Below are 19,343 nucleotides of genomic sequence, written 5' to 3'. Positions count from 1 at the left end.
AAGGAGAAAGAGAATTTGACTGCAATTCGATATGAATTTATTAAAACATGTAAACAGACGGGTGCCCGGTTAGGAAGAGTACATACACCGCATGGTTCGTTTGACACGCCTGCATTTATGCCGGTAGGAACACTTGCTACAGTAAAAACAATGTCACCTGAGGACCTAAAAGAGATGGGGGCAGGTATTATTTTAAGCAATACCTATCACTTATGGCTTCGTCCTGGAAATGAAATTATCAGGGAAGCAGGCGGTCTTCATAAGTTTATGAACTGGGACCGTGCGATTTTAACCGATTCTGGCGGATTCCAGGTATTTAGTTTAAGTGAATTTCGTAAAATTGAAGAAGAAGGCGTTCATTTCCGTAATCATATGAGCGGTGAAAAATTATTTTTATCACCTGAAAAAGCAATGGAAATTCAAAATGACCTTGGTTCCGATATTATGATGGCATTTGATGAATGTCCTCCTTTCCCTGCGACATATGAATACATGCAAAAATCAGTAGAGAGAACGTCTCGTTGGGCGGAGCGTTGTTTGAATGCTCATCAAAGACCAAATGACCAAGGGCTTTTTGGAATTGTACAGGGTGGAGAGTTTGAGGAGCTTCGGAAGCAGAGCGCTAAAGACTTAGTATCGCTTGATTTCCCTGGATACGCAGTGGGTGGACTTTCTGTTGGTGAGCCAAAGGACATCATGAATCGTGTACTTGAATTCACGACACCGCTGTTACCTGCAAACAAACCTCGTTACCTGATGGGTGTTGGTTCACCGGATTCCTTGATTGATGGGGCAATTCGTGGTATTGATATGTTTGACTGCGTTCTGCCAACTCGAATTGCCAGAAATGGTACCTTGATGACCAGTACCGGTCGTCTGGTTGTGAAAAATGCCCAATTTGCTAAGGATTTCGGTCCGCTCGACCCAGATTGTGACTGCTACACATGCCGAAACTATAGCAGGGCATACATTCGTCACTTAATTAAATGTGATGAAACTTTTGGAATTAGATTAACTAGTTACCATAATCTCTATTTTCTGTTAAGATTAATGGAGAAGGTCAGACAGGCTATCCGAGAGGACAGACTTGGTGATTTCCGAGAAGAGTTTTTTGAACGTTATGGTTTTAACAAACCGAACGCGAAAAATTTCTAATAGATGATTATTGAAAGGAGGGAAACAACATGCAAGGACTTGGTTCAATCATTCCATTAATACTGATGTTTGTATTATTTTATTTCCTACTAATTCGCCCGCAGCAGAAACGTACTAAAGCAGTTGCTCAAATGCAAAACGAGTTAAAGAAAGGTGATAAAATTGTCACGATCGGCGGTTTACATGGATTTATCGATTCCATCGATGAAAACAAAGTCGTGATTAAATGTGGAGACGGAAGTCGTCTTACATACGACCGAAATGCAATTCGTGAAGTAACGGAATCTGCAAAGACTTCAACAACAGCTGAAGTTTCATTAGAAAAGTAAGAAAAAAGGAAGCCAAAATACTCTGGCTTCCTTTTGTTATGCTGTTCTCGAGTTGTTTGTTGCTATATTTACCCCAAGAATTCCACCCATCATGGAAATTAATGTATAGCAAACATGGTAAATGACTTGTTCAACGTCAAAAAGGCGGTCATAGCCTAAATATTGCGATAAAAACACAATCAGGCTATAAATTAGGCCAGTTAAACCTCCAATCAGCCATCCCTTTTGCTTTCGCTTTCCACCGGATAAAAATCCTCCTCCAAACAACCCAATAAAGGATACCGCTGTAATAACGTATTGAAGTGAGACTTCCCGAACAGATGTAAATCTAAGAATTAATGCAAAAATCAGGCTGCTGACAATCGCAAATAAGAAGATAAAAATTAACCCGTACAAAATAGCTGTACCAAAGCTTTTTGATTCGATCTTACTCTCCCCCTTCAGTTGCCTTATCTTAAAGTTATCACCCTAAGATAAACAGATTCTTACCTAGTACAAGCATATTCCCAGGTGTCCAAAAGTAGAATAAAAAATTTATTAGTTTTATTTCGAATTGGAATACAATTCCTTAATGGATTTGGCCTTGTCTGCAAACAATATATAGGGATGAAAAAAGGGGCGGAATAAAGTGGATATTTTTTTAACTATCGCAGTGCGTACAATACTTTTTTATGCATTAATCCTCTTAATATTTCGAGTCATGGGAAAAAGAGAAATTGGTGAACTAAGTATACTCGACCTGGTCGTTTTTATTATGATCGGTGAATTGGCTGTTGCTTCCATAATCGAAATCACTAAACCTTGGATTTATACAGCACTTCCAATGATATTTTTAATGATCATTCAATATACCTTGGCTGTGGTTTCATTAAAAAGTAAAAGATTCCGCGATCTTGTCGACGGGAAGCCAACAATAATCATCAACAAGGGAAAAATTGATGAGAATGCAATGAGGAAGCAAAGATACAATTTCGATGACTTACTTACACAATTAAGGGAAAAGGATATCCGCAGTATTGCAGATGTTGAGTTTGCCATTTTGGAATCTTCGGGAAGCCTATCCGTCATTGAAAAAATGAATAATCCCATGGGTGAACCTAAGGAAGGGGATATTACGATTCCATTAATTATTGATGGAGCGATTGAGGAAGAAAATCTTCTGCGTATAAATAAAACCAATTTTTGGCTTCGTCAGGAATTGAAAAAATTAGGATACCGTGATGTAAGGAAGATTTCATTTTGCAGTTATGAGAATGGTAAGTTTTTTGTCGACATAATGGATGAACAATAAGAAGACACGCAGGGAAAAACATGCGTGTCTTCTTATTGCTGTTAAACCGGAATTAAATTACGAATAATCGGGATCCTTTTAAGATCTTCTTTTTTGATTAAACCACCGATTATTAGAAGAATAATGTAGGCAAGTGACATACCGCTGGCAACGGACAAAACTCTAACCACTAAATGTTCACCTAAGAGAATATGCTCAAACAGCCAATAGCCAAGATAAGCAGAGATTGTCATGATGATGGCTCCTTTCACGTAATCCCGTATATAAAAACTAAACGATATTTTCTTCAATACCGTAGCAAAATGGAGTACCGTTACTAAAACAAAACCAACGATAATTCCTAAAGCTACACCTGTTATGCCGAAAGAAGGCTGTGAAGCAAGTAAGAATATGACAGCTGTTTTTACAACTGCTCCAATTAAACTGTTGATCATGGCTGCTCTAGCCAAATTCAACGCCTGCAAAACAGCTTGTAGCGGACCTTGATAATAATAAAATAAGAAGAACGGTGCCATAAGACGAATAAAGTAGGAGCCTTTTGTTGAGCCATACATGAGCTCCATTAGTGGGTCTGCCAAAACATATAGGACGATTACAGACAAGCCTCCTGTTAAAAAGGCAAATCTTAATGCCTGCTGCAGTCGATGTTCTATCAATTTATGGTTATTTTTTGAATTGGCTTCACTAATCGCTGGTACAAGTGACGTCGCTAAAGAATAAGTGATGAACGAAGGAAGCAGTAATAACGGCATGGCAAAGCCTGTTAATGAACCATATTGCTTCGTGGCAGCAATGGCTGCAACACCAGCAAGGGCTAAACTATGAGCCACAACAATTGGTTCGAAAAACCAAGATACCGACCCTATCATTCTGCTGCCCATTGTAGGTAAGGCAATTTCCATTAATTCCTTGAATGTTTTTTTTCCAGCATGAACAGATTTGAAAAAATTCTTCCTTACTCTAAAGCGTTTCTTTAATTTAAAGGTAGTCATTAAGTAAAGTAATGAAACAATTTCGCCAATGATGGCTGCTACCATGGCTGCCGCTGCAGCATATTCAATTCCATAAGGCAGAAAAGCTTTCGTCATGACGGCGATTAAAGTTATCCTCACCAGCTGTTCTAAAATTTGCGAGACAGCAGAAGGGCGCATGTTTTGTCTGCCCTGAAAATAGCCTCTCAAAACGGAAGAAACGGCTATAATGGGTACGACCGGTGCTATTGCGACTAAAGGATAATATGTTCTTGGGTCGGTAAAGAGAGTGGTAGATAAAATAGGCGCTAGCAAAATTAAAGCCGGGGTAAAAATCAGTGATAACGAAATAGTTATTGCGAGAGAAACGACCAGAATTTTTTTAACTTCCTGATGGTTTCCTTTTGCTTCAGCCTCGGCAATATTTTTTGAAATGGCGACAGGCAGTCCCATTTGAGTTAAAGTCACAACAAGGATAAAGGTGGGATACGCCATCATATAGAGGCCGACACCTTCTTCACCAATACTTCTAGCTATGACAATTCTGTTAATAAATCCGAGTACCCTCGTAATTAATCCTGCTATTAATAGGATAAAGGTCCCTTTTAAAAACTTTGACATACTACTTCCCACCTTCTCAAAAAAGAAGAATTCATATACAATTAATCTATATGCATAAGGGTGGACAAAGCATGACAAGGTGTTTTGATTTTAAAGATAATTAAGAGGGGTCTAGGGAGGCTGTTTAATGGAGAAGAGTCATGCGTACAATCATTTTAAAAACAATGTAAAACCAGCTTTAATCAGTAAGTTAGAGGAATTTCGCTTACTTGGTTATCACGACGTATCAGAGAGTGGACTTTGGGATTTTTTAACGAAAAAGAAATGGAAGAAGGCAAAAGAGGATATAAGACTTTACCAAATCATAGATGATATCTTATCCGTAAAGGTCAGCGATTACATAAGCTTTACTACGATTGAGACATATAAAAACAATGATTTTAATTTAGAAGATGAAGATGAATGGAAAGAGCTGCTAAAGTAAATTGTCCATTTAGATAAAATTGACAGTATTTCTAAACTATTTCATAATAAAAGCAATGATTTTTTTATATAAGGCTTTACGTTGCAGTGCTTTTGCTTAAGCCCTAAGGAGGAACAATACATAATGGTTAAGCGCAGTAGAATTATCGCTTTCCTGCTAGTAGTAATATTACTAGGAAGCACAATGGGAGTTACCACTACAGGTATACTTAAAGATATTAAACTAGGTTTGGACCTTCAAGGCGGCTTCGAGGTTTTATATGAGGTAACACCAGCGAAAAAAGGTCAAAAAATTGACAAAGAAATCTTAGCAAGTACAGCCGAAGCCCTTGATAGGCGGATAAATGTTCTTGGTGTTAGTGAGCCAAATATTCAAATTGAAGGTGAAAATCGAATTCGTGTACAGCTTGCGGGCGTAACGGATCAAAATCAGGCAAGGGAAATATTATCTACCCAAGCAAACCTTACTTTCCGTGATGCCAATGACCGCGTTATGATGGACGGAGCGGATTTAGCGGAAAATGGTGCGAGCCAGACCTTTGATGAAAATGGAGCACCGAGCGTTTCATTAAAATTAAAAAGTGCCGAAAAATTTAAAAACGTTACAGAAGAAATTGTAAAAATGGCACCAAATAATTATTTAGTTATTTGGCTTGATTTTGAAGAAGGAAAAGATTCATTCAAAACGGAAATTACAAAAGAAGATCCTAAATTTTTATCAGCACCTACGGTAAGAGAGATCTTCAATCAAAATACAGTTTCCATTGTAGGAAGCTTCACAGCAGAAGAAGCACAAGAGCTAGCCTCACTTTTAAATGCTGGAGCACTTCCGGTCAAGCTGACTGAAGTTTACTCTACTTCTGTTGGAGCTAAATTCGGTGAGCAGGCATTAAATGAAACAGTCTTTGCCGGTATAATTGGTATTGCAATCATTTATTTATTTATGCTTGTTTACTATCGCTTCCCTGGATTCATCGCTATTGTGACCTTATCGATTTATATCTACCTTGTTCTCCTGGTTTTTGATTGGATGAATGCGGTCTTAACTCTGCCAGGAATTGCGGCACTCATACTCGGGGTGGGTATGGCAGTGGATGCGAACATTATCACCTACGAAAGAATTAGGGAAGAAATTAAGGTAGGTAAGTCAATAAAATCTGCCTTCCAAGCTGGAAGTAAAAGTTCATTTTCGTCTATCATTGACGCCAACCTAACAACAATATTAACAGCTGCAGTACTATTCTTCTATGGGACAAGCTCTGTAAAAGGGTTCGCGACAACATTAATTGTGAGTATACTAATGAGTTTTGTTACTGCTGTTTTCGGTTCACGTATTTTCTTGGGGATGTGGGTAAACAGTGGTCTCTTAAACAAAAGACCAGGCTGGTTTGGTGTGAAGCAATCTCAGATTAAGGATATTGCCGAGAATTATGACACATTAGACCTTCCTACTAGATGGGATCGTTATGATTTTGTAAAGGTTAGAAAGTTATTTTTCATCCTTTCGGGTGCTTTCCTTGCTGTTGGATTGGTAATACTTCTCATTTTCCGTATGAATCTTTCTATTGATTTTTCAAGTGGTACGCGGATTGAAGTATTATCAGATAAGCCCTTAACAACCGAACAGGTTGAAAGCTCACTTGAAAAACTAGATATCAAAACTGATGATATTCTTATTTCTGGTGAGAATAAAGAGATTGCTTCTGCTAGACTAAAAGGAGTACTAACTAAAGAAGAAATTTCTGAATTAAAATCTGAACTTGGCAAAGAATTTGGTGCGGAACCTAATGTTAGTACAGTTTCACCGACAGTAGGGAAGGAAATTGCGAAGAATGCTTTTATCGCCCTAATACTTGCCTCCATTGGAATCATTATTTATGTAACGGTCCGATTTGAAATGGCTATGGCCATTGCAGCGATTGTTTCCTTAATGCACGATGCATTTTTTATGGTAGTGTTCTTCAGCATTACGCGACTAGAAGTTGACCTCACCTTTATTGCGGCAGTATTGACAATCGTCGGATACTCTATTAATGACACGATTGTTACCTTTGACCGGATGCGTGAGAACCTGGTTAAGAAAAAGCGTCTCAAAACGTTTGAGGATATTGCTGAGGTAGTAAATGTTAGTTTACGCCAAACCTTAACTCGTTCATTTAATACGGTTCTAACGGTGACATTTACTATTATTGCTTTAATGATTTTCGGAAGTGAATCCATTCGCAACTTCTCTATTGCCATGTTTGTTGGCTTAATTTCTGGTGTCTATTCATCTGTCTTTATTGCTACTAATCTTTGGGTAGTTCTTAAAGCAAAAGAACTCAAAAAGAAGGGTACCATTAAGACTGTAAAAGAAAAGAAAAAGTACTCTGATGAGCCTCAAGTATAAAAAATGTTAAAACCGCAGTTCACTCTGCGGTTTTTCTATTCCAGATTTACGTTGAAAGGACATGTTTACTCCTGTATAATAGATAAGTCTGAGGGGTGAACGCATGTTAAAGTCGAAAACTAGATGGGTTGTTCGTAAAACTGATCAACACCTAGTAAAAACTCTCGAAAACGAATTGAAAATTACGCCGCTTGTTGCGTCGCTGCTTATCAACCGCGGATTAGATACCGTTGATTCTGCACGGTATTTTTTATTTGGAAAAGAGCAATTTCATGACCCTTATTTATTAACAGGTATGGATATTGCTGTAAAAAGAATTCGGGAAGCTATTGAAAGGCAAGAACCTATTTTAATATTCGGGGATTATGATGCGGATGGTGTCAGTAGCACAACCGTATTAATGGTTACCCTTAGAGAATTGGGGGCTAATGTTCAATTTTATATTCCAAATCGTTTTACAGAAGGATATGGACCGAACGAACCTGCCTTTCGTCGTGCAGCTGAAAATGGAATTAAGTTAATTATTACTGTAGATACAGGCATTTCTGCCATAAATGAAGCAGCAATCGCAAAAGAAATCGGTCTTGATCTAATCATCACAGATCACCATGAGCCGGGTCCCGTTTTACCTGAAGCACTAGCGATTATTCATCCAAAACTGCCGGATAGTATCTACCCTTTTCGTGAGCTTGCTGGGGTAGGTGTAGCCTTTAAATTAGCCCATGCGCTATACGGAGAGGTTCCAGAGCACTTGTTAGAAATTGCGGTTATTGGGACAATCGCCGATTTAGTTTCGTTAAAAGATGAAAATCGCCTCATTGCCAAAAGAGGTTTAGAAAAACTTAAAGTCACAGAGAATAAAGGTCTAAAAGCTATATTAAAAGTAGCAGGTGTAGATCAGCAAAGCATTAACGAGGAAACCATCGGCTTTTCGCTGGCGCCAAGAATCAATGCAGTCGGCAGACTAGAAAATGCTGATATGGCTGTAGAACTTTTGCTTACGGATGATCCATTTGAAGCGGAGGCTCTAGCACAAGAAATGGATGACTTAAACAAGACAAGACAATCGATTGTCAATTCCATTACACTTGAAGCTATTGAAGAGGTTGAAAGAAATTATCCGATTGATTCAAATTCAGTACTTGTCATTGGTAAAGAAGGCTGGAATGCAGGTGTAATCGGCATCGTTGCTTCCAGATTAGTGGAAAAGTTTTACCGGCCGACAATCGTTCTAAGCTTTGACAAGGAAAAGGGCTTAGCAAAAGGCTCTGCTCGAAGTATTGCAGGTTTTGATTTATTTAAAAATCTTTCGGAATGCCGGGATATTTTGCCACACTTTGGAGGACATCCTATGGCGGCAGGGATGACGCTGAGACTAGAAGATGTTTCTGACCTTCGTCAGAGATTAAATAATCTGGCGAATGAGCAGTTAACAGAAGAGGATTTTATCCCAATTACCACACTGGATCATCAAATAGCGGTGGAAGAAATCAATTTATCTTCGCTGGATGAACTAAATCTCCTTGCTCCATTTGGAATGGACAACCCTAAACCGAAGGTGTTAATCAGTAATGTCCAAATATCGACCATGAGAAAAATTGGTTCAGAACAAAATCACTTGAAAGTGATGGTTAATGATAACGGTACGAATTTAGATGGAATAGGCTTTGGCCTTGGACAATTAGCTGACCATATTTCACCAGCCTCAAAAATTTCGTTAATTGGTGAATTAGCCGTTAATGAGTGGAATAATATCCGTAAACCACAAATTTTTATCCAGGATGTTTCGGTTGAATCGTGGCAATTATTTGATCATCGCGGAGTAAAACGAATTCACTCAATGGTTAATACTATACCGAACGAAAAGCGGAAATATATTATCTTTAACAGAGAACAGCTGGAAAAAATGGACCCTGCTCTGACTAGTGAGGTAATACTTATTAAAGATGAAGCAGAGGCTAAGGCATTCGATTCACATCAGGCCAATGTTGTTCTCGTTGACCTGCCGCCGTCTAAGGAACTACTTCACCATTTATTTAATGGGAAACGTCCTGCTCGAATTTATGCGTATTTCCATAAGGAAAACAGTGATTTCTTTAGTACCATTCCTACGAGAGACCACTTTAAATGGTTTTATGCATTTTTGTTAAAAAAAGGTCCAATTGACTTGGGGCGTTATGGAGATGAAATCGCTAAGCACCGCGGCTGGTCAACGGAAACCATAACTTTTATGTCAAAAGTGTTTTCTGAACTAGATTTTGTTACAATAAACAATGGATTTATTACTTTGAATAAACAATCACAAAAGCGTGACCTTACTGATTCGATAACCTATCAAACCAAACAGGCTCAATATGCACTTGAAAGAGATTTATTATTTTCGTCCTTTCAGCAATTAAAGAGCTGGTTTGACCAAGTTATAGAGGAATCAGTTACTATTTGAGGAGGCATTACGTAATGGACTTAAAGCAATTTATCGCAATCGTACCAGATTACCCAAAACCAGGTATTACATTCAAGGATATTACTCCATTAATGAACAATGGAGATGCATATAAGTATGCAACGGACCAAATTGTTTCTTATGCGAAAAATAAACAAATTGATTTAATTGTAGGTCCTGAGGCAAGAGGATTTATTATTGGCTGCCCTGTCGCCTATTCTCTTGGAATTGGCTTTGCTCCAGTTCGTAAGGAAGGAAAACTGCCGCGTGAAACGGTTAAAGTAAGCTATGGATTAGAATATGGAAGTGATGTCCTTACGATTCATAAGGATGCAATTCAACCAGGACAACGTGTTTTGATAACTGATGACTTGTTAGCAACAGGCGGAACCATTGAAGCAACCATTCAATTAGTGGAACAGCTTGGCGGTGTAGTTGCTGGAATTGCTTTTCTGATTGAATTATCTTACCTTGATGGACGTAAAAAACTTCAAGGCTACGACATCATGACATTGATGAATTATTAATAGTATTGGGGGCACTCGTAAATGAGTGCTCTCTTGTTATAAGAAGAGAGCTATTTTTTATATGAATTTACTGTATTTCGACACTTTTTTCGCAAAATACAGTAAAATAATATCAATCCCTTTACAACTGAGCTATTTTTTTCGATAATAGTAACATTCATTAGTAACTTGTTAAGATAGAGTAACATTTAATAATATAGGCTGCTTTCGTAAAGATTGTTGTTAAAATCCTAAAGCCGATTTTTAACGCGGAACAAACTATTTTGTGCTTGAAATTAAGATTGCAAGCTCTTTTCTTTGAAAAGAGACATAATAAAAAAATGAGACGAAAAATAAGGTGATTTTTATGGCGAACGATCAAGTGTTAACCGCCGAACAAGTCATCGACAAGACGAGGATTTATTTGAACGAGGAGCATTGCGAATTTGTAAAAAGAGCGTACGAATTTGCAAAACATTCTCATCGTGAACAATATAGAAAATCTGGGGAGCCCTACATTATTCATCCTATTCAAGTTGCTGGAATTCTGGCGGATTTGGAGATGGATCCTGCAACGGTTGCCGCTGGTTTTCTCCATGATGTCGTTGAAGACACGGATGTTACTTTAAAGGACATCGAGACGGAATTTAATGACGAAGTGGCCATGCTTGTCGACGGGGTTACGAAATTAGGAAAAATTAAATATAAATCACACGAGGAACAGCAGGCAGAGAACCACAGAAAAATGTTTGTGGCTATGGCTCAGGATATCCGCGTTATTTTGATTAAGCTTGCTGATCGTTTGCATAATATGAGGACGCTAAAGCATCTTCCTGTTGAGAAGCAGCGCCGGATTTCAAACGAAACACTTGAAATCTTTGCACCTTTAGCCCATCGTCTTGGTATTTCTAAGATTAAGTGGGAGCTGGAAGATACCGCATTAAGATACTTAAATCCACAGCAATATTACCGTATTGTTAACCTGATGAAAAAGAAGCGTGCAGAACGGGAACAATACTTAGTCGATGTAATGGACGAGGTTCGAAACAGAATGAAAGAAGTGTCCATTAATGCGGAGCTTTCTGGAAGACCAAAGCATATCTATAGCATTTATCGAAAAATGGTCCAGCAAAATAAACAGTTTAGTGAAATCTATGATTTACTTGCCGTTCGAATAGTAGTAAATAGTATTAAGGATTGCTACGCTGTTCTAGGTATCATCCATACGTGCTGGAAACCTATGCCAGGGCGTTTTAAAGACTATATTGCCATGCCGAAGCCGAATATGTACCAATCTCTTCATACCACGGTCATTGGTCCTAAGGGTGATCCGCTGGAGGTTCAAATTCGGACGTCAGAAATGCACAGGATTGCAGAATTTGGTATTGCCGCTCACTGGGCCTATAAAGAAGGGAAAGCACTTGCAGATACAACTTCTTATGAACAAAAATTAACTTGGTTTAGAGAAATCCTTGAATTCCAAAATGATACTGCGAATGCAGAGGAGTTTATGGAGTCATTAAAAATCGACTTATTCTCTGATATGGTTTTTGTTTTTACACCAAAAGGAGATGTAATTGAATTACCATCCGGCTCAGTTCCGATTGATTTTGCTTATCGAATTCACTCTGAAATCGGGAATAAAACGATAGGGGCGAAAGTGAACGGTAAAATGGTCACGCTGGATTATCGACTCAAGACCGGTGACATTATCGAAATTCTTACATCTAAGCATTCCTATGGCCCAAGTCAAGACTGGTTAAAGCTTGCACAAACTTCACAGGCAAAGAACAAAATACGTGCCTTTTTTAAGAAGCAGCGCCGAGATGAAAATGTCGATAAAGGCAGAGAGCTTGTAGAAAAAGAAATCCGCTCAATGGAATTTGATTTAAAAGAGATTTTAACGGCTGATAATTTGAAAAAGGTAGCTGAAAAGTTTAATTTTGCCAACGAAGACGATATGTATGCAGCGGTCGGCTATAATGGTGTAACTGCACTGCAGGTAGCCAATCGTTTAACTGAGAAATGGCGTAAAAAACGGGATCAGGAGCAATCGGCCACGATCACAAATGCTATTTCTGATATGAAGGCATTTCCTTCTACGAAAAAGCGAGAGTCCGGTGTTCGTGTTGCTGGAATCGATAATTTATTAATCCGCTTATCTAGATGCTGTAATCCTGTCCCAGGTGACGAAATTGTTGGTTTTATTACAAAAGGACGCGGTGTTTCGGTTCATCGTGCCGATTGTACAAATATTGATTCTAACGACGCACAGACTAGGTTAATTCCTGTTGAATGGGAATCCTCTTTAAATGACCGGAAAGAATATAATGTGGATATTGAGATTAGCGGTTACGACCGCCGCGGTTTATTGAATGAGGTTCTGCAGGCAGTAAATGAAACAAAAACCAATATTTCCGCTGTTTCTGGCCGATCTGATCGTAATAAAATGGCGACGATCATTATGTCTATTGCTATCCACAATGTGAGCCATTTGCAAAAAGTGGTTGATCGGATTAAACAGATACCAGATATTTATTCGGTTCGCCGGATTATGAATTAGGGAGTTTACTAAAAATGCGAGTTGTTGTACAGCGCAGTAAAAAGGCAAAGGTGACCGTTAACGAAGAAATAACGGGACAAATTTCTAAAGGTCTAGTCCTTCTTGTAGGAGTAACACATCAGGATACAGAAGAAGACGCAGCCTTTTTAGCAGATAAAATTGCAAATCTACGGATATTTGAAGATGATGGCGGAAAGATGAATTTATCCTTATTAGATGTTGACGGTGAAATTCTTTCTGTCTCTCAATTTACCTTGTATGGTGATTGCCGTAAAGGAAGAAGACCCAATTTCATGGAAGCTGCTAGACCAGAACAGGCAAACCAGCTATATGAAAGATTCAATGGTTTATTACGTGAAAAAGGTATCAAGGTTGAAACAGGTATCTTTGGGGCGATGATGGACGTCGAATTAATTAATGATGGTCCCGTTACACTAATTGTAGAGAGCAAAAGTTAAAAAATGCTTGGCACTTTTATAGCTGCCAAGCATTTTTTTTATCTAGCTTCAGCGCCTAGGGGCTCGGGGTCATAAGCCGCCCCCTGAAGAAGGCAAAAAGCGCCTTCTGGCAGGGTTCGTCTTATGCCTGTCGCCCCTAGTCAAGGCGCTTCCGCTTTACTTATTGTTCCTTAAAGTATCGGGCAAGTCCATTGTACAAACCTGTTGCTGCATTTTCTTGGAATTGTCCTGATGTTAGTGTCATTTCTTCGGCTGAATTACTTAGGTAGCCTAGTTCCATAAGGACCGCCTGCCTTTTATTCTCTCGAATGACATGGTAATCACCAGAACGGACACCGCGGCTTTTTAACCTAGTTTGAGCATTGGTTGAATTATAAACATATTCGGCGAGTTTTTTTTGATAAGAATGATAGTAATAACCTGTCATCCCACGGATGCTCCGTTCTAGGTTGCTATCATAATGTAAGCTGATAAACGCATCTGACTGATGAACACTTGCTAATCTCACTCTTGATGGAAGCGAAAGAAAAGCATCATTGCTTCTTGTAAGAAAAACATTGGCTCCAGCTGCCTTTAACTTATCAGATAAAAGCTGCGCAGTACGGAGTGTTAATTCTTTTTCAAGTGTGCCGCCTACTCCAGTAGCCCCAGTATCAATTCCACCATGTCCAGGGTCGATCACAATGGTCTTGGATCTTAAATAAGTCTCTGCCCCTTGTTTATCAATTCCAGGTCCAGTTCCATTGGTTGTTACGAGCCATCCAGCAATATATCCATTTGAACCGTTCGGCAATGTAATCTCGTACCAATCGTTCTCAACCTTGCTTATCGGAAAGGACTCTCCTTCATTGGCACGTTGAAGCACATTCGATTGAACGGTAGGGTCCTTCCTAATATTTGTACCATTATGTAAGATCGTAACTTTGCTGTCTTTAGCGAGTTGGGTAGTATTTGCTTTATCCTTGTTGAAATACCAGCCGGCTGCCCAGCCTGTTTTTCCAGGTTTATACTCAATTTTAAACCAATTATTTGTTTCTTCAAGAATGGTAAACTTCTGCCCTTTTGTAATGGAACCGATAATGTCCGAGTTCAAGGAAGAATCACTGCGGACACTTAGGTTACTGGCAGTAACTGTCCCAATTGTTCCATTTTCAGGATTGATTTGCTGATTTTCGGTTCCGAATTGAACGTAATCCGCACTAACCCATGCACTTTGGTTTTCGTACTTTATTTCAATCCAATTATTCTTTTTTGAGTAAATCGTTATCGCAGTCCCTTTTGCTAGTTTCCCAATCACCCTTCCTGAAGTAGAAGGTTCGTTTCGGATATTCAATGTATCTGTGATCTGACCTGCACCAATCGATTTATTATTATTTTCTTCTTTGGAATCATTAGTAGATTTATTGTTGAAATCTAGATATTCTCGTACAACCCAGCCTTCCCCAAATCCTCCAGATATTTTTACCCAGTTTTCATTATCAGCTATAACACTGACAGCTTGTCCTTTATTTAAATATCCAACGATACGAAAATTAGTTCCTGGTCCAGTACGCACACGTAATTGATTGGTGTTTGCTTCAGCAGTCTTTTTATTTGAACTGCTGGAACCAGTTGTCGTTGTTTCATTTGAAGTTTTGGTTACAACCCAATTGGCTACCCAGCCTGTTTTCCCAGAAGAAAGCTGAATGTGAATCCAATCGCCTTCCTCTTTTATAATCGTAAATTCTTCTCCCCTTTTTACTTGTTTCACAAGCTGATAGCTTAAGCCTGGACCGCTGCGGATGTTAACCGGACTCTCAGTAATGGTAACCGTACCGTTTGCTGCCACACCTATATCTTGCGGAAGGAATACTCCGAAGAATACCGTGAAACATACTAACAAAAGTATAAATCTCTTTATCATTCTCTCTCTCCCTTCACAATATCTTTCATTTTATCGTAAAAGGTCATGGAAATCATTCCTTAATTGTTAAATATCTACTATTTTGAAATTTTCTATGACATGTAAGTTTTTACGATGATTGGAAATAATAAGAACTATAGTGAAGATACGAGGTGATGGGTGATGAGATCGAGCGATAAAACAAATAGCATTCAATCAATGGACAGCAGGCTATTTGGTGTAGATTTTCATGATTTTATACAAAGTGAGCAGCATAATACTACGTTTGAGCTTGCCTCCGAATTTGGACTTACGATCGGTGATGTTAGAAAGTTGAAAAAACATTTGGAAAGATCCTAAATCCATCTTGACATTGGATTCAATGCTCCGTAATATTATATAAATAAAATACACATGGATATAACCAATGATGGAGCATAGTAATTAAGGTAAAACATGAAAAGAGAGGAAATGCCCTGGCTGAAAGCATTTCTACATGATTCTTAATGAAGGAACACTCCGAAGGCTTCTCTCTGAAAAAGGAATTCCAACCTTAGTAGGAGAAGAACGTGAGCAGGCGTTAACTGTAAAAGAGGAAGTGCATTCTTAAATATGCCTTCAACTAGGGTGGCACCGCGGGAATATAACTCTCGTCCCTTGTATTTATACAAGGGACGGGAGTTTTTTGTTTTTTATAGAAATTTTTTACATAAAAAAGTAATGGTTAAGGAGGAATTCTGCTATGTCGATTAGCATTCCAAGAGGCACGCAGGACATTCTGCCTGGAGAGGTAGAAAAATGGCAGCTGATTGAAGCAAAAGCGAGAGAGCTTTGTGAAAAATATCAATATCAAGAAATTCGGACTCCAATCTTTGAACATACCGACCTATTCGCTCGTGGTGTTGGTGATACCACGGATATTGTCCAGAAAGAAATGTACACATTCGATGATCGCGGCGGCCGCAGCCTCACACTAAGACCAGAAGGTACTGCAGCTGTAGTAAGGTCGTTTGTTGAAAAAAAAATGTTTGGGTATCCAAATCAACCAGTTAAGCTTTATTACATGGGACCGATGTTCCGATACGAACGTCCGCAGGCAGGACGCTTCCGCCAATTTGTTCAATTTGGCATCGAAGCATTAGGCAGTAACGACCCGGCAATTGACGCAGAAGTTATTTCACTTGCCATGAACTTATACAAGGAAATGGGTTTGAAAAAGCTAAAGCTTGTGATCAATAGTCTTGGAGATAAGGAGAGCAGAACCGCTCACCGCAATGCACTAGTGAATCACTTTCAGCCAAGAATTGAAGAGTTTTGTCAAGACTGCCAAAACCGTCTTGAAAAAAATCCTTTGAGAATTCTCGATTGCAAGCAAGATCACAATCACGAATTAATGAAAACTGCGCCTTCGATTATCGGATATCTAAATGATGATTCTAAGGCTTATTTTGAAAAATTACAGCAGCATTTAACACAGTTAGAAATTGAGTTTGTTGTGGATCCGAATCTAGTACGCGGATTGGATTATTATAATCACACAGCTTTTGAAATCATGAGTGATGCCGAGGGCTTCGGAGCCATCACCACTTTATGCGGCGGCGGACGTTATAACGGCCTAGCCGAAGAAATGGGCGGACCAGAAACTCCGGGAATTGGATTTGCCATGAGTATTGAACGCTTTATTGCCGCACTCAAGGCTGAAGGAATTGAGCTGGAAATCAATCAAGGCATTGATTGTTATCTAGCTGCGTTAGGTGAGGAAGCAAAGGATTATACAGTAGGACTGCTTCAGAAACTTCGCCTTGCAGGTGTTTCTGCAGAGCGGGATTATTTGAACCGAAAAATTAAAGCACAATTTAAAGCAGCTGACCGTCTAAACGCAAAATATGTTGCGGTTCTAGGTGACGAAGAGCTTTCGAATAATAAAATTAATCTAAAAAATATGGCTACTGGTGAGCAAGTGGAGATAGCCTTAACACAGTTTGTAGAATATTTTCAAGAATTAAAGAGATAAAAGGAGAGGATCTTCATGTATGGGAGAACGTATTTTTGTGGCGATGTACCAGAGTCAGCCATTGGTGAAAAAGTAACACTTAAAGGCTGGGTCTCAAAACGCCGTGACCTGGGCGGATTAATTTTTATCGATCTGCGTGATCGCTCAGGTATTGTTCAAGTTGTTTTCAATCCGGATGTATCGAAAGAAGCATTGGAAATTGCTGAGAAGATTCGCAGTGAGTATGTACTGGATATTCAAGGAACGGTCATTAGCCGTGAGGCTGGAACGATAAATCCTAATTTAAAAACCGGAAAGATTGAAGTTCAAGCTGAAATGGTAACCATCATTAACGAGGCAAAAACACCGCCATTTACGATTTCAGATAAAACAGATGTATCTGAAGACGTGCGTCTAAAATATCGTTATTTAGACTTCCGTCGTCCGGTGATTTTTGAAACATTAAAAATGCGCCATCAAGTAACCAAGCAAATCAGAGATTTCCTTGATTCTGAAGGATTTATAGATATTGAAACACCAATCTTAACAAAAAGCACACCAGAGGGAGCCCGCGACTATTTGGTGCCAAGCCGTGTTCATCCTGGTGAGTTCTATGCACTTCCACAATCACCACAGCTATTCAAGCAGCTATTAATGCTTGGCGGGATTGAGCGTTACTATCAAATTGCCCGCTGTTTCCGTGATGAAGATTTACGTGCTGACCGTCAGCCAGAGTTTACACAAATCGATATTGAAACAAGTTTCCTTGGTCAAGAAGATATCTTGGGCTTAATGGAAAAAATGATGACTGGTTTGATGAAGGAAGTTAAAGGGCTTGATATTCCTGCTCCGTTTCCACGAATGACTTATGATGAGGCAATGAGCCGATTTGGCTCTGATAAGCCTGATACTCGTTTTGGACTAGAGCTGGTGGACCTTTCTGAGGTCGTTAAGGATTCAGGCTTTAAAGTCTTTGCGGCAGCAGTTGCAAATGGCGGCCAAGTCAAGGGTATTAACGTTAAAGGTGCTGCTGAAAAATATTCTCGTAAGGATATTGATGCGCTGACAGAATTTGTGGGAGTTTATGGGGCAAAGGGTCTTGCGTGGCTGAAGGTAGACGCAGAAGGATTAAAAGGTCCGATTGCTAAATTCTTCGCAGATGAAGATGCGAATGCTTTAAGAACGGTTTTAGATGCGAAGGAAGGAGACCTTCTCCTATTTGTAGCCGACAAGAAAAATGTTGTTGCCGACGCCTTGGGAGCGCTGCGTTTAAAGCTAGGGAAAGAATTAGGATTAATCGATCAAAGCAAGTTCAATTTCCTATGGATTACCGATTGGCCATTGCTTGAATATGGCGAGGAAGAAGGCCGTTATTATGCTGCCCACCATCCTTTCACTATGCCGGTTAGAGAAGACCTTCCATACTTAGATACAGATCCTGCTAGAGTAAGAGCACAGGCCTATGACCTTGTCTTAAATGGCTATGAGCTTGGAGGCGGCTCGTTACGAATTTTCGAGCGTCCTGTTCAAGAAAAAATGTTTAGTGTTCTTGGATTTACACCTGAAGAAGCACAAGAGCAATTTGGTTTCTTGATGAACGCTTTCGAATATGGTACACCGCCACATGGTGGAATTGCTCTTGGATTGGACCGTTTGGTGATGCTGCTTGCAGGCAGTTCTAACCTGCGTGATACGATTGCTTTTCCAAAAACGGCTAGTGCCAGCGACTTGTTGACTGACGCACCGGGTGCTGTTTCAGAAGCCCAATTAAAAGAACTTCATTTGTCACTAAATGTTACCAATAAAAATGAATAAAACGCTTTCATAAAACCTTGAATGGTTTTTGAATGTATGATATTATAAAGTCAATCAAATAAGTGTCCTGAAATGTTCGTTGTATTACCTAACTTTTGACCAACATTATTTCTTCGGGAGTCTGGGTTTTCAAGCTGCGTAAAAGCCTCAACCTATACGGTTAAAGGGACTTACATAAACTTGGAACAAGACACCCACCTGCTGATATGCGGGATCAAAAGAAGGAACTAAGCGCGACGGCACCATTGGGACCCTTATAAAAATAGTCTCCTGCATCAGCAGGGGGCTATTTTTATTTTTGGAGAAAATGGGATAGTGCCGGTAAATGGGGAGTCGATGAAATAGGGGAACAATACTGGCATGATTGTGCCCATAAATGGTGAGTCGATGAAATAGGGGAACAATCCTGGCATGATTGTGCCCATAAATGGTGAGTTGATGAAATAGGGGAACAATCCCGGCATGATTGTGCCCATAAATGGTGAGTTGATGAAATAGGGGAAC

At 39.4% G+C, this 19,343-nt stretch carries 16 protein-coding genes, 1 other RNA gene and 1 other annotated feature; of the genes, 13 read left to right on the top strand and 4 right to left on the bottom strand.

All coding sequences use genetic code 11. The annotated features are described in order from the left end of the window. Window positions 1–15 precede the first annotated feature (15 nt). Together tgt and yajC are read left to right on the top strand one after the other, a co-directional pair. Window positions 16–1,155, top strand: coding sequence for a tRNA guanosine(34) transglycosylase Tgt (gene tgt, locus ACIQAA_RS03150; RefSeq protein ID WP_402614841.1), 1,140 nt, complete (start codon window positions 16–18; stop codon window positions 1,153–1,155). A 29-nt stretch (window positions 1,156–1,184) separates the two neighbouring features. Beyond that, window positions 1,185–1,484, top strand: a complete 300-nt coding sequence (yajC, locus tag ACIQAA_RS03145; RefSeq protein ID WP_402614838.1) for a preprotein translocase subunit YajC — start codon at window positions 1,185–1,187, stop codon at window positions 1,482–1,484. Between the two features lie 36 nt (window positions 1,485–1,520). Here yajC and ACIQAA_RS03140 read toward each other — a convergent pair whose 3' ends face one another. Further along, window positions 1,521–1,880 carry a TIGR04086 family membrane protein gene (locus ACIQAA_RS03140; RefSeq protein WP_402614835.1) on the bottom strand — a complete coding sequence of 120 codons (360 nt, stop codon included), beginning with the start codon at window positions 1,878–1,880 and terminating at the stop codon, window positions 1,521–1,523. 232 nt (window positions 1,881–2,112) lie between these two features. Here ACIQAA_RS03140 and ACIQAA_RS03135 point away from each other — a divergent pair, with 232 nt between their 5' ends. Further along, window positions 2,113–2,775, top strand: a complete 663-nt coding sequence (locus ACIQAA_RS03135) for a DUF421 domain-containing protein (protein WP_402614833.1) — start codon at window positions 2,113–2,115, stop codon at window positions 2,773–2,775. Between the two features lie 41 nt (window positions 2,776–2,816). On the opposite strand, the gene spoVB is transcribed toward ACIQAA_RS03135, so the two are convergent. Further along, entirely contained in the window at window positions 2,817–4,367 is a 1,551-nt protein-coding gene (gene spoVB / locus ACIQAA_RS03130) for a stage V sporulation protein B (RefSeq protein WP_402614830.1), read from the bottom strand. A 127-nt stretch (window positions 4,368–4,494) separates the two neighbouring features. Here spoVB and ACIQAA_RS03125 point away from each other — a divergent pair, with 127 nt between their 5' ends. The 6 genes from ACIQAA_RS03125 (at window position 4,495) to dtd (ending at window position 13,149) form a co-directional block, all read left to right on the top strand. Then, a complete protein-coding gene (locus ACIQAA_RS03125) occupies window positions 4,495–4,791 on the top strand; it encodes a post-transcriptional regulator (protein WP_402614827.1) in 297 nt (98 codons plus the stop codon). A 123-nt stretch (window positions 4,792–4,914) separates the two neighbouring features. Further along, entirely contained in the window at window positions 4,915–7,179 is a 2,265-nt protein-coding gene (gene secDF, locus ACIQAA_RS03120; RefSeq protein ID WP_402614824.1) for a protein translocase subunit SecDF, read from the top strand. 103 nt (window positions 7,180–7,282) lie between these two features. Further along, the gene (gene recJ / locus ACIQAA_RS03115; RefSeq protein ID WP_402614821.1) at window positions 7,283–9,622 is read left to right on the top strand and encodes a single-stranded-DNA-specific exonuclease RecJ; all 2,340 of its coding nucleotides are present in this window, start codon (window positions 7,283–7,285) and stop codon (window positions 9,620–9,622) included. 14 nt (window positions 9,623–9,636) lie between these two features. Continuing rightward, on the top strand, window positions 9,637–10,149 hold the full coding sequence (locus ACIQAA_RS03110) for an adenine phosphoribosyltransferase (RefSeq protein ID WP_402614818.1): 513 nt from the start codon (window positions 9,637–9,639) through the stop codon (window positions 10,147–10,149). A gap of 346 nt (window positions 10,150–10,495) precedes the next feature. Further along, entirely contained in the window at window positions 10,496–12,691 is a 2,196-nt protein-coding gene (locus ACIQAA_RS03105; protein ID WP_402614815.1) for a RelA/SpoT family protein, read from the top strand. 14 nt (window positions 12,692–12,705) lie between these two features. Continuing rightward, on the top strand, window positions 12,706–13,149 hold the full coding sequence (dtd, locus tag ACIQAA_RS03100; RefSeq protein WP_402614812.1) for a D-aminoacyl-tRNA deacylase: 444 nt from the start codon (window positions 12,706–12,708) through the stop codon (window positions 13,147–13,149). Between the two features lie 160 nt (window positions 13,150–13,309). Here the strand turns inward: dtd and ACIQAA_RS03095 are convergent, their stop codons facing one another. After that, on the bottom strand, window positions 13,310–15,052 hold the full coding sequence (locus ACIQAA_RS03095) for an N-acetylmuramoyl-L-alanine amidase family protein (RefSeq protein ID WP_402614810.1): 1,743 nt from the start codon (window positions 15,050–15,052) through the stop codon (window positions 13,310–13,312). A 159-nt stretch (window positions 15,053–15,211) separates the two neighbouring features. On the opposite strand from ACIQAA_RS03095, the gene ACIQAA_RS03090 reads away from it, so the two are divergent. From ACIQAA_RS03090 to ssrS, 4 genes are all read left to right on the top strand, one after another. After that, window positions 15,212–15,391 carry a hypothetical protein gene (locus ACIQAA_RS03090; RefSeq protein ID WP_402615620.1) on the top strand — a complete coding sequence of 60 codons (180 nt, stop codon included), beginning with the start codon at window positions 15,212–15,214 and terminating at the stop codon, window positions 15,389–15,391. A 58-nt stretch (window positions 15,392–15,449) separates the two neighbouring features. Then, window positions 15,450–15,692, top strand: a binding site (T-box leader). 81 nt (window positions 15,693–15,773) lie between these two features. Further along, the gene (hisS, locus tag ACIQAA_RS03085; RefSeq protein WP_402614807.1) at window positions 15,774–17,045 is read left to right on the top strand and encodes a histidine--tRNA ligase; all 1,272 of its coding nucleotides are present in this window, start codon (window positions 15,774–15,776) and stop codon (window positions 17,043–17,045) included. A gap of 15 nt (window positions 17,046–17,060) precedes the next feature. Beyond that, on the top strand, window positions 17,061–18,839 hold the full coding sequence (gene aspS / locus ACIQAA_RS03080; RefSeq protein ID WP_402614804.1) for an aspartate--tRNA ligase: 1,779 nt from the start codon (window positions 17,061–17,063) through the stop codon (window positions 18,837–18,839). A 61-nt stretch (window positions 18,840–18,900) separates the two neighbouring features. Continuing rightward, window positions 18,901–19,095, top strand: a non-coding RNA gene (gene ssrS / locus ACIQAA_RS03075) — 6S RNA. 19 nt (window positions 19,096–19,114) lie between these two features. Here ssrS and ACIQAA_RS03070 read toward each other — a convergent pair. Continuing rightward, window positions 19,115–19,343, bottom strand: a 229-nt coding sequence (locus ACIQAA_RS03070) for a hypothetical protein (RefSeq protein WP_402614801.1), incomplete at its 5' end; no start/stop codon positions are given.

The sequence above is a fragment of the Neobacillus sp. NPDC093182 genome (assembly GCF_044754045.1).
Note: the sequence above shows the minus strand (reverse complement) of the source record. Positions and strands in the feature narration are given on the sequence as shown.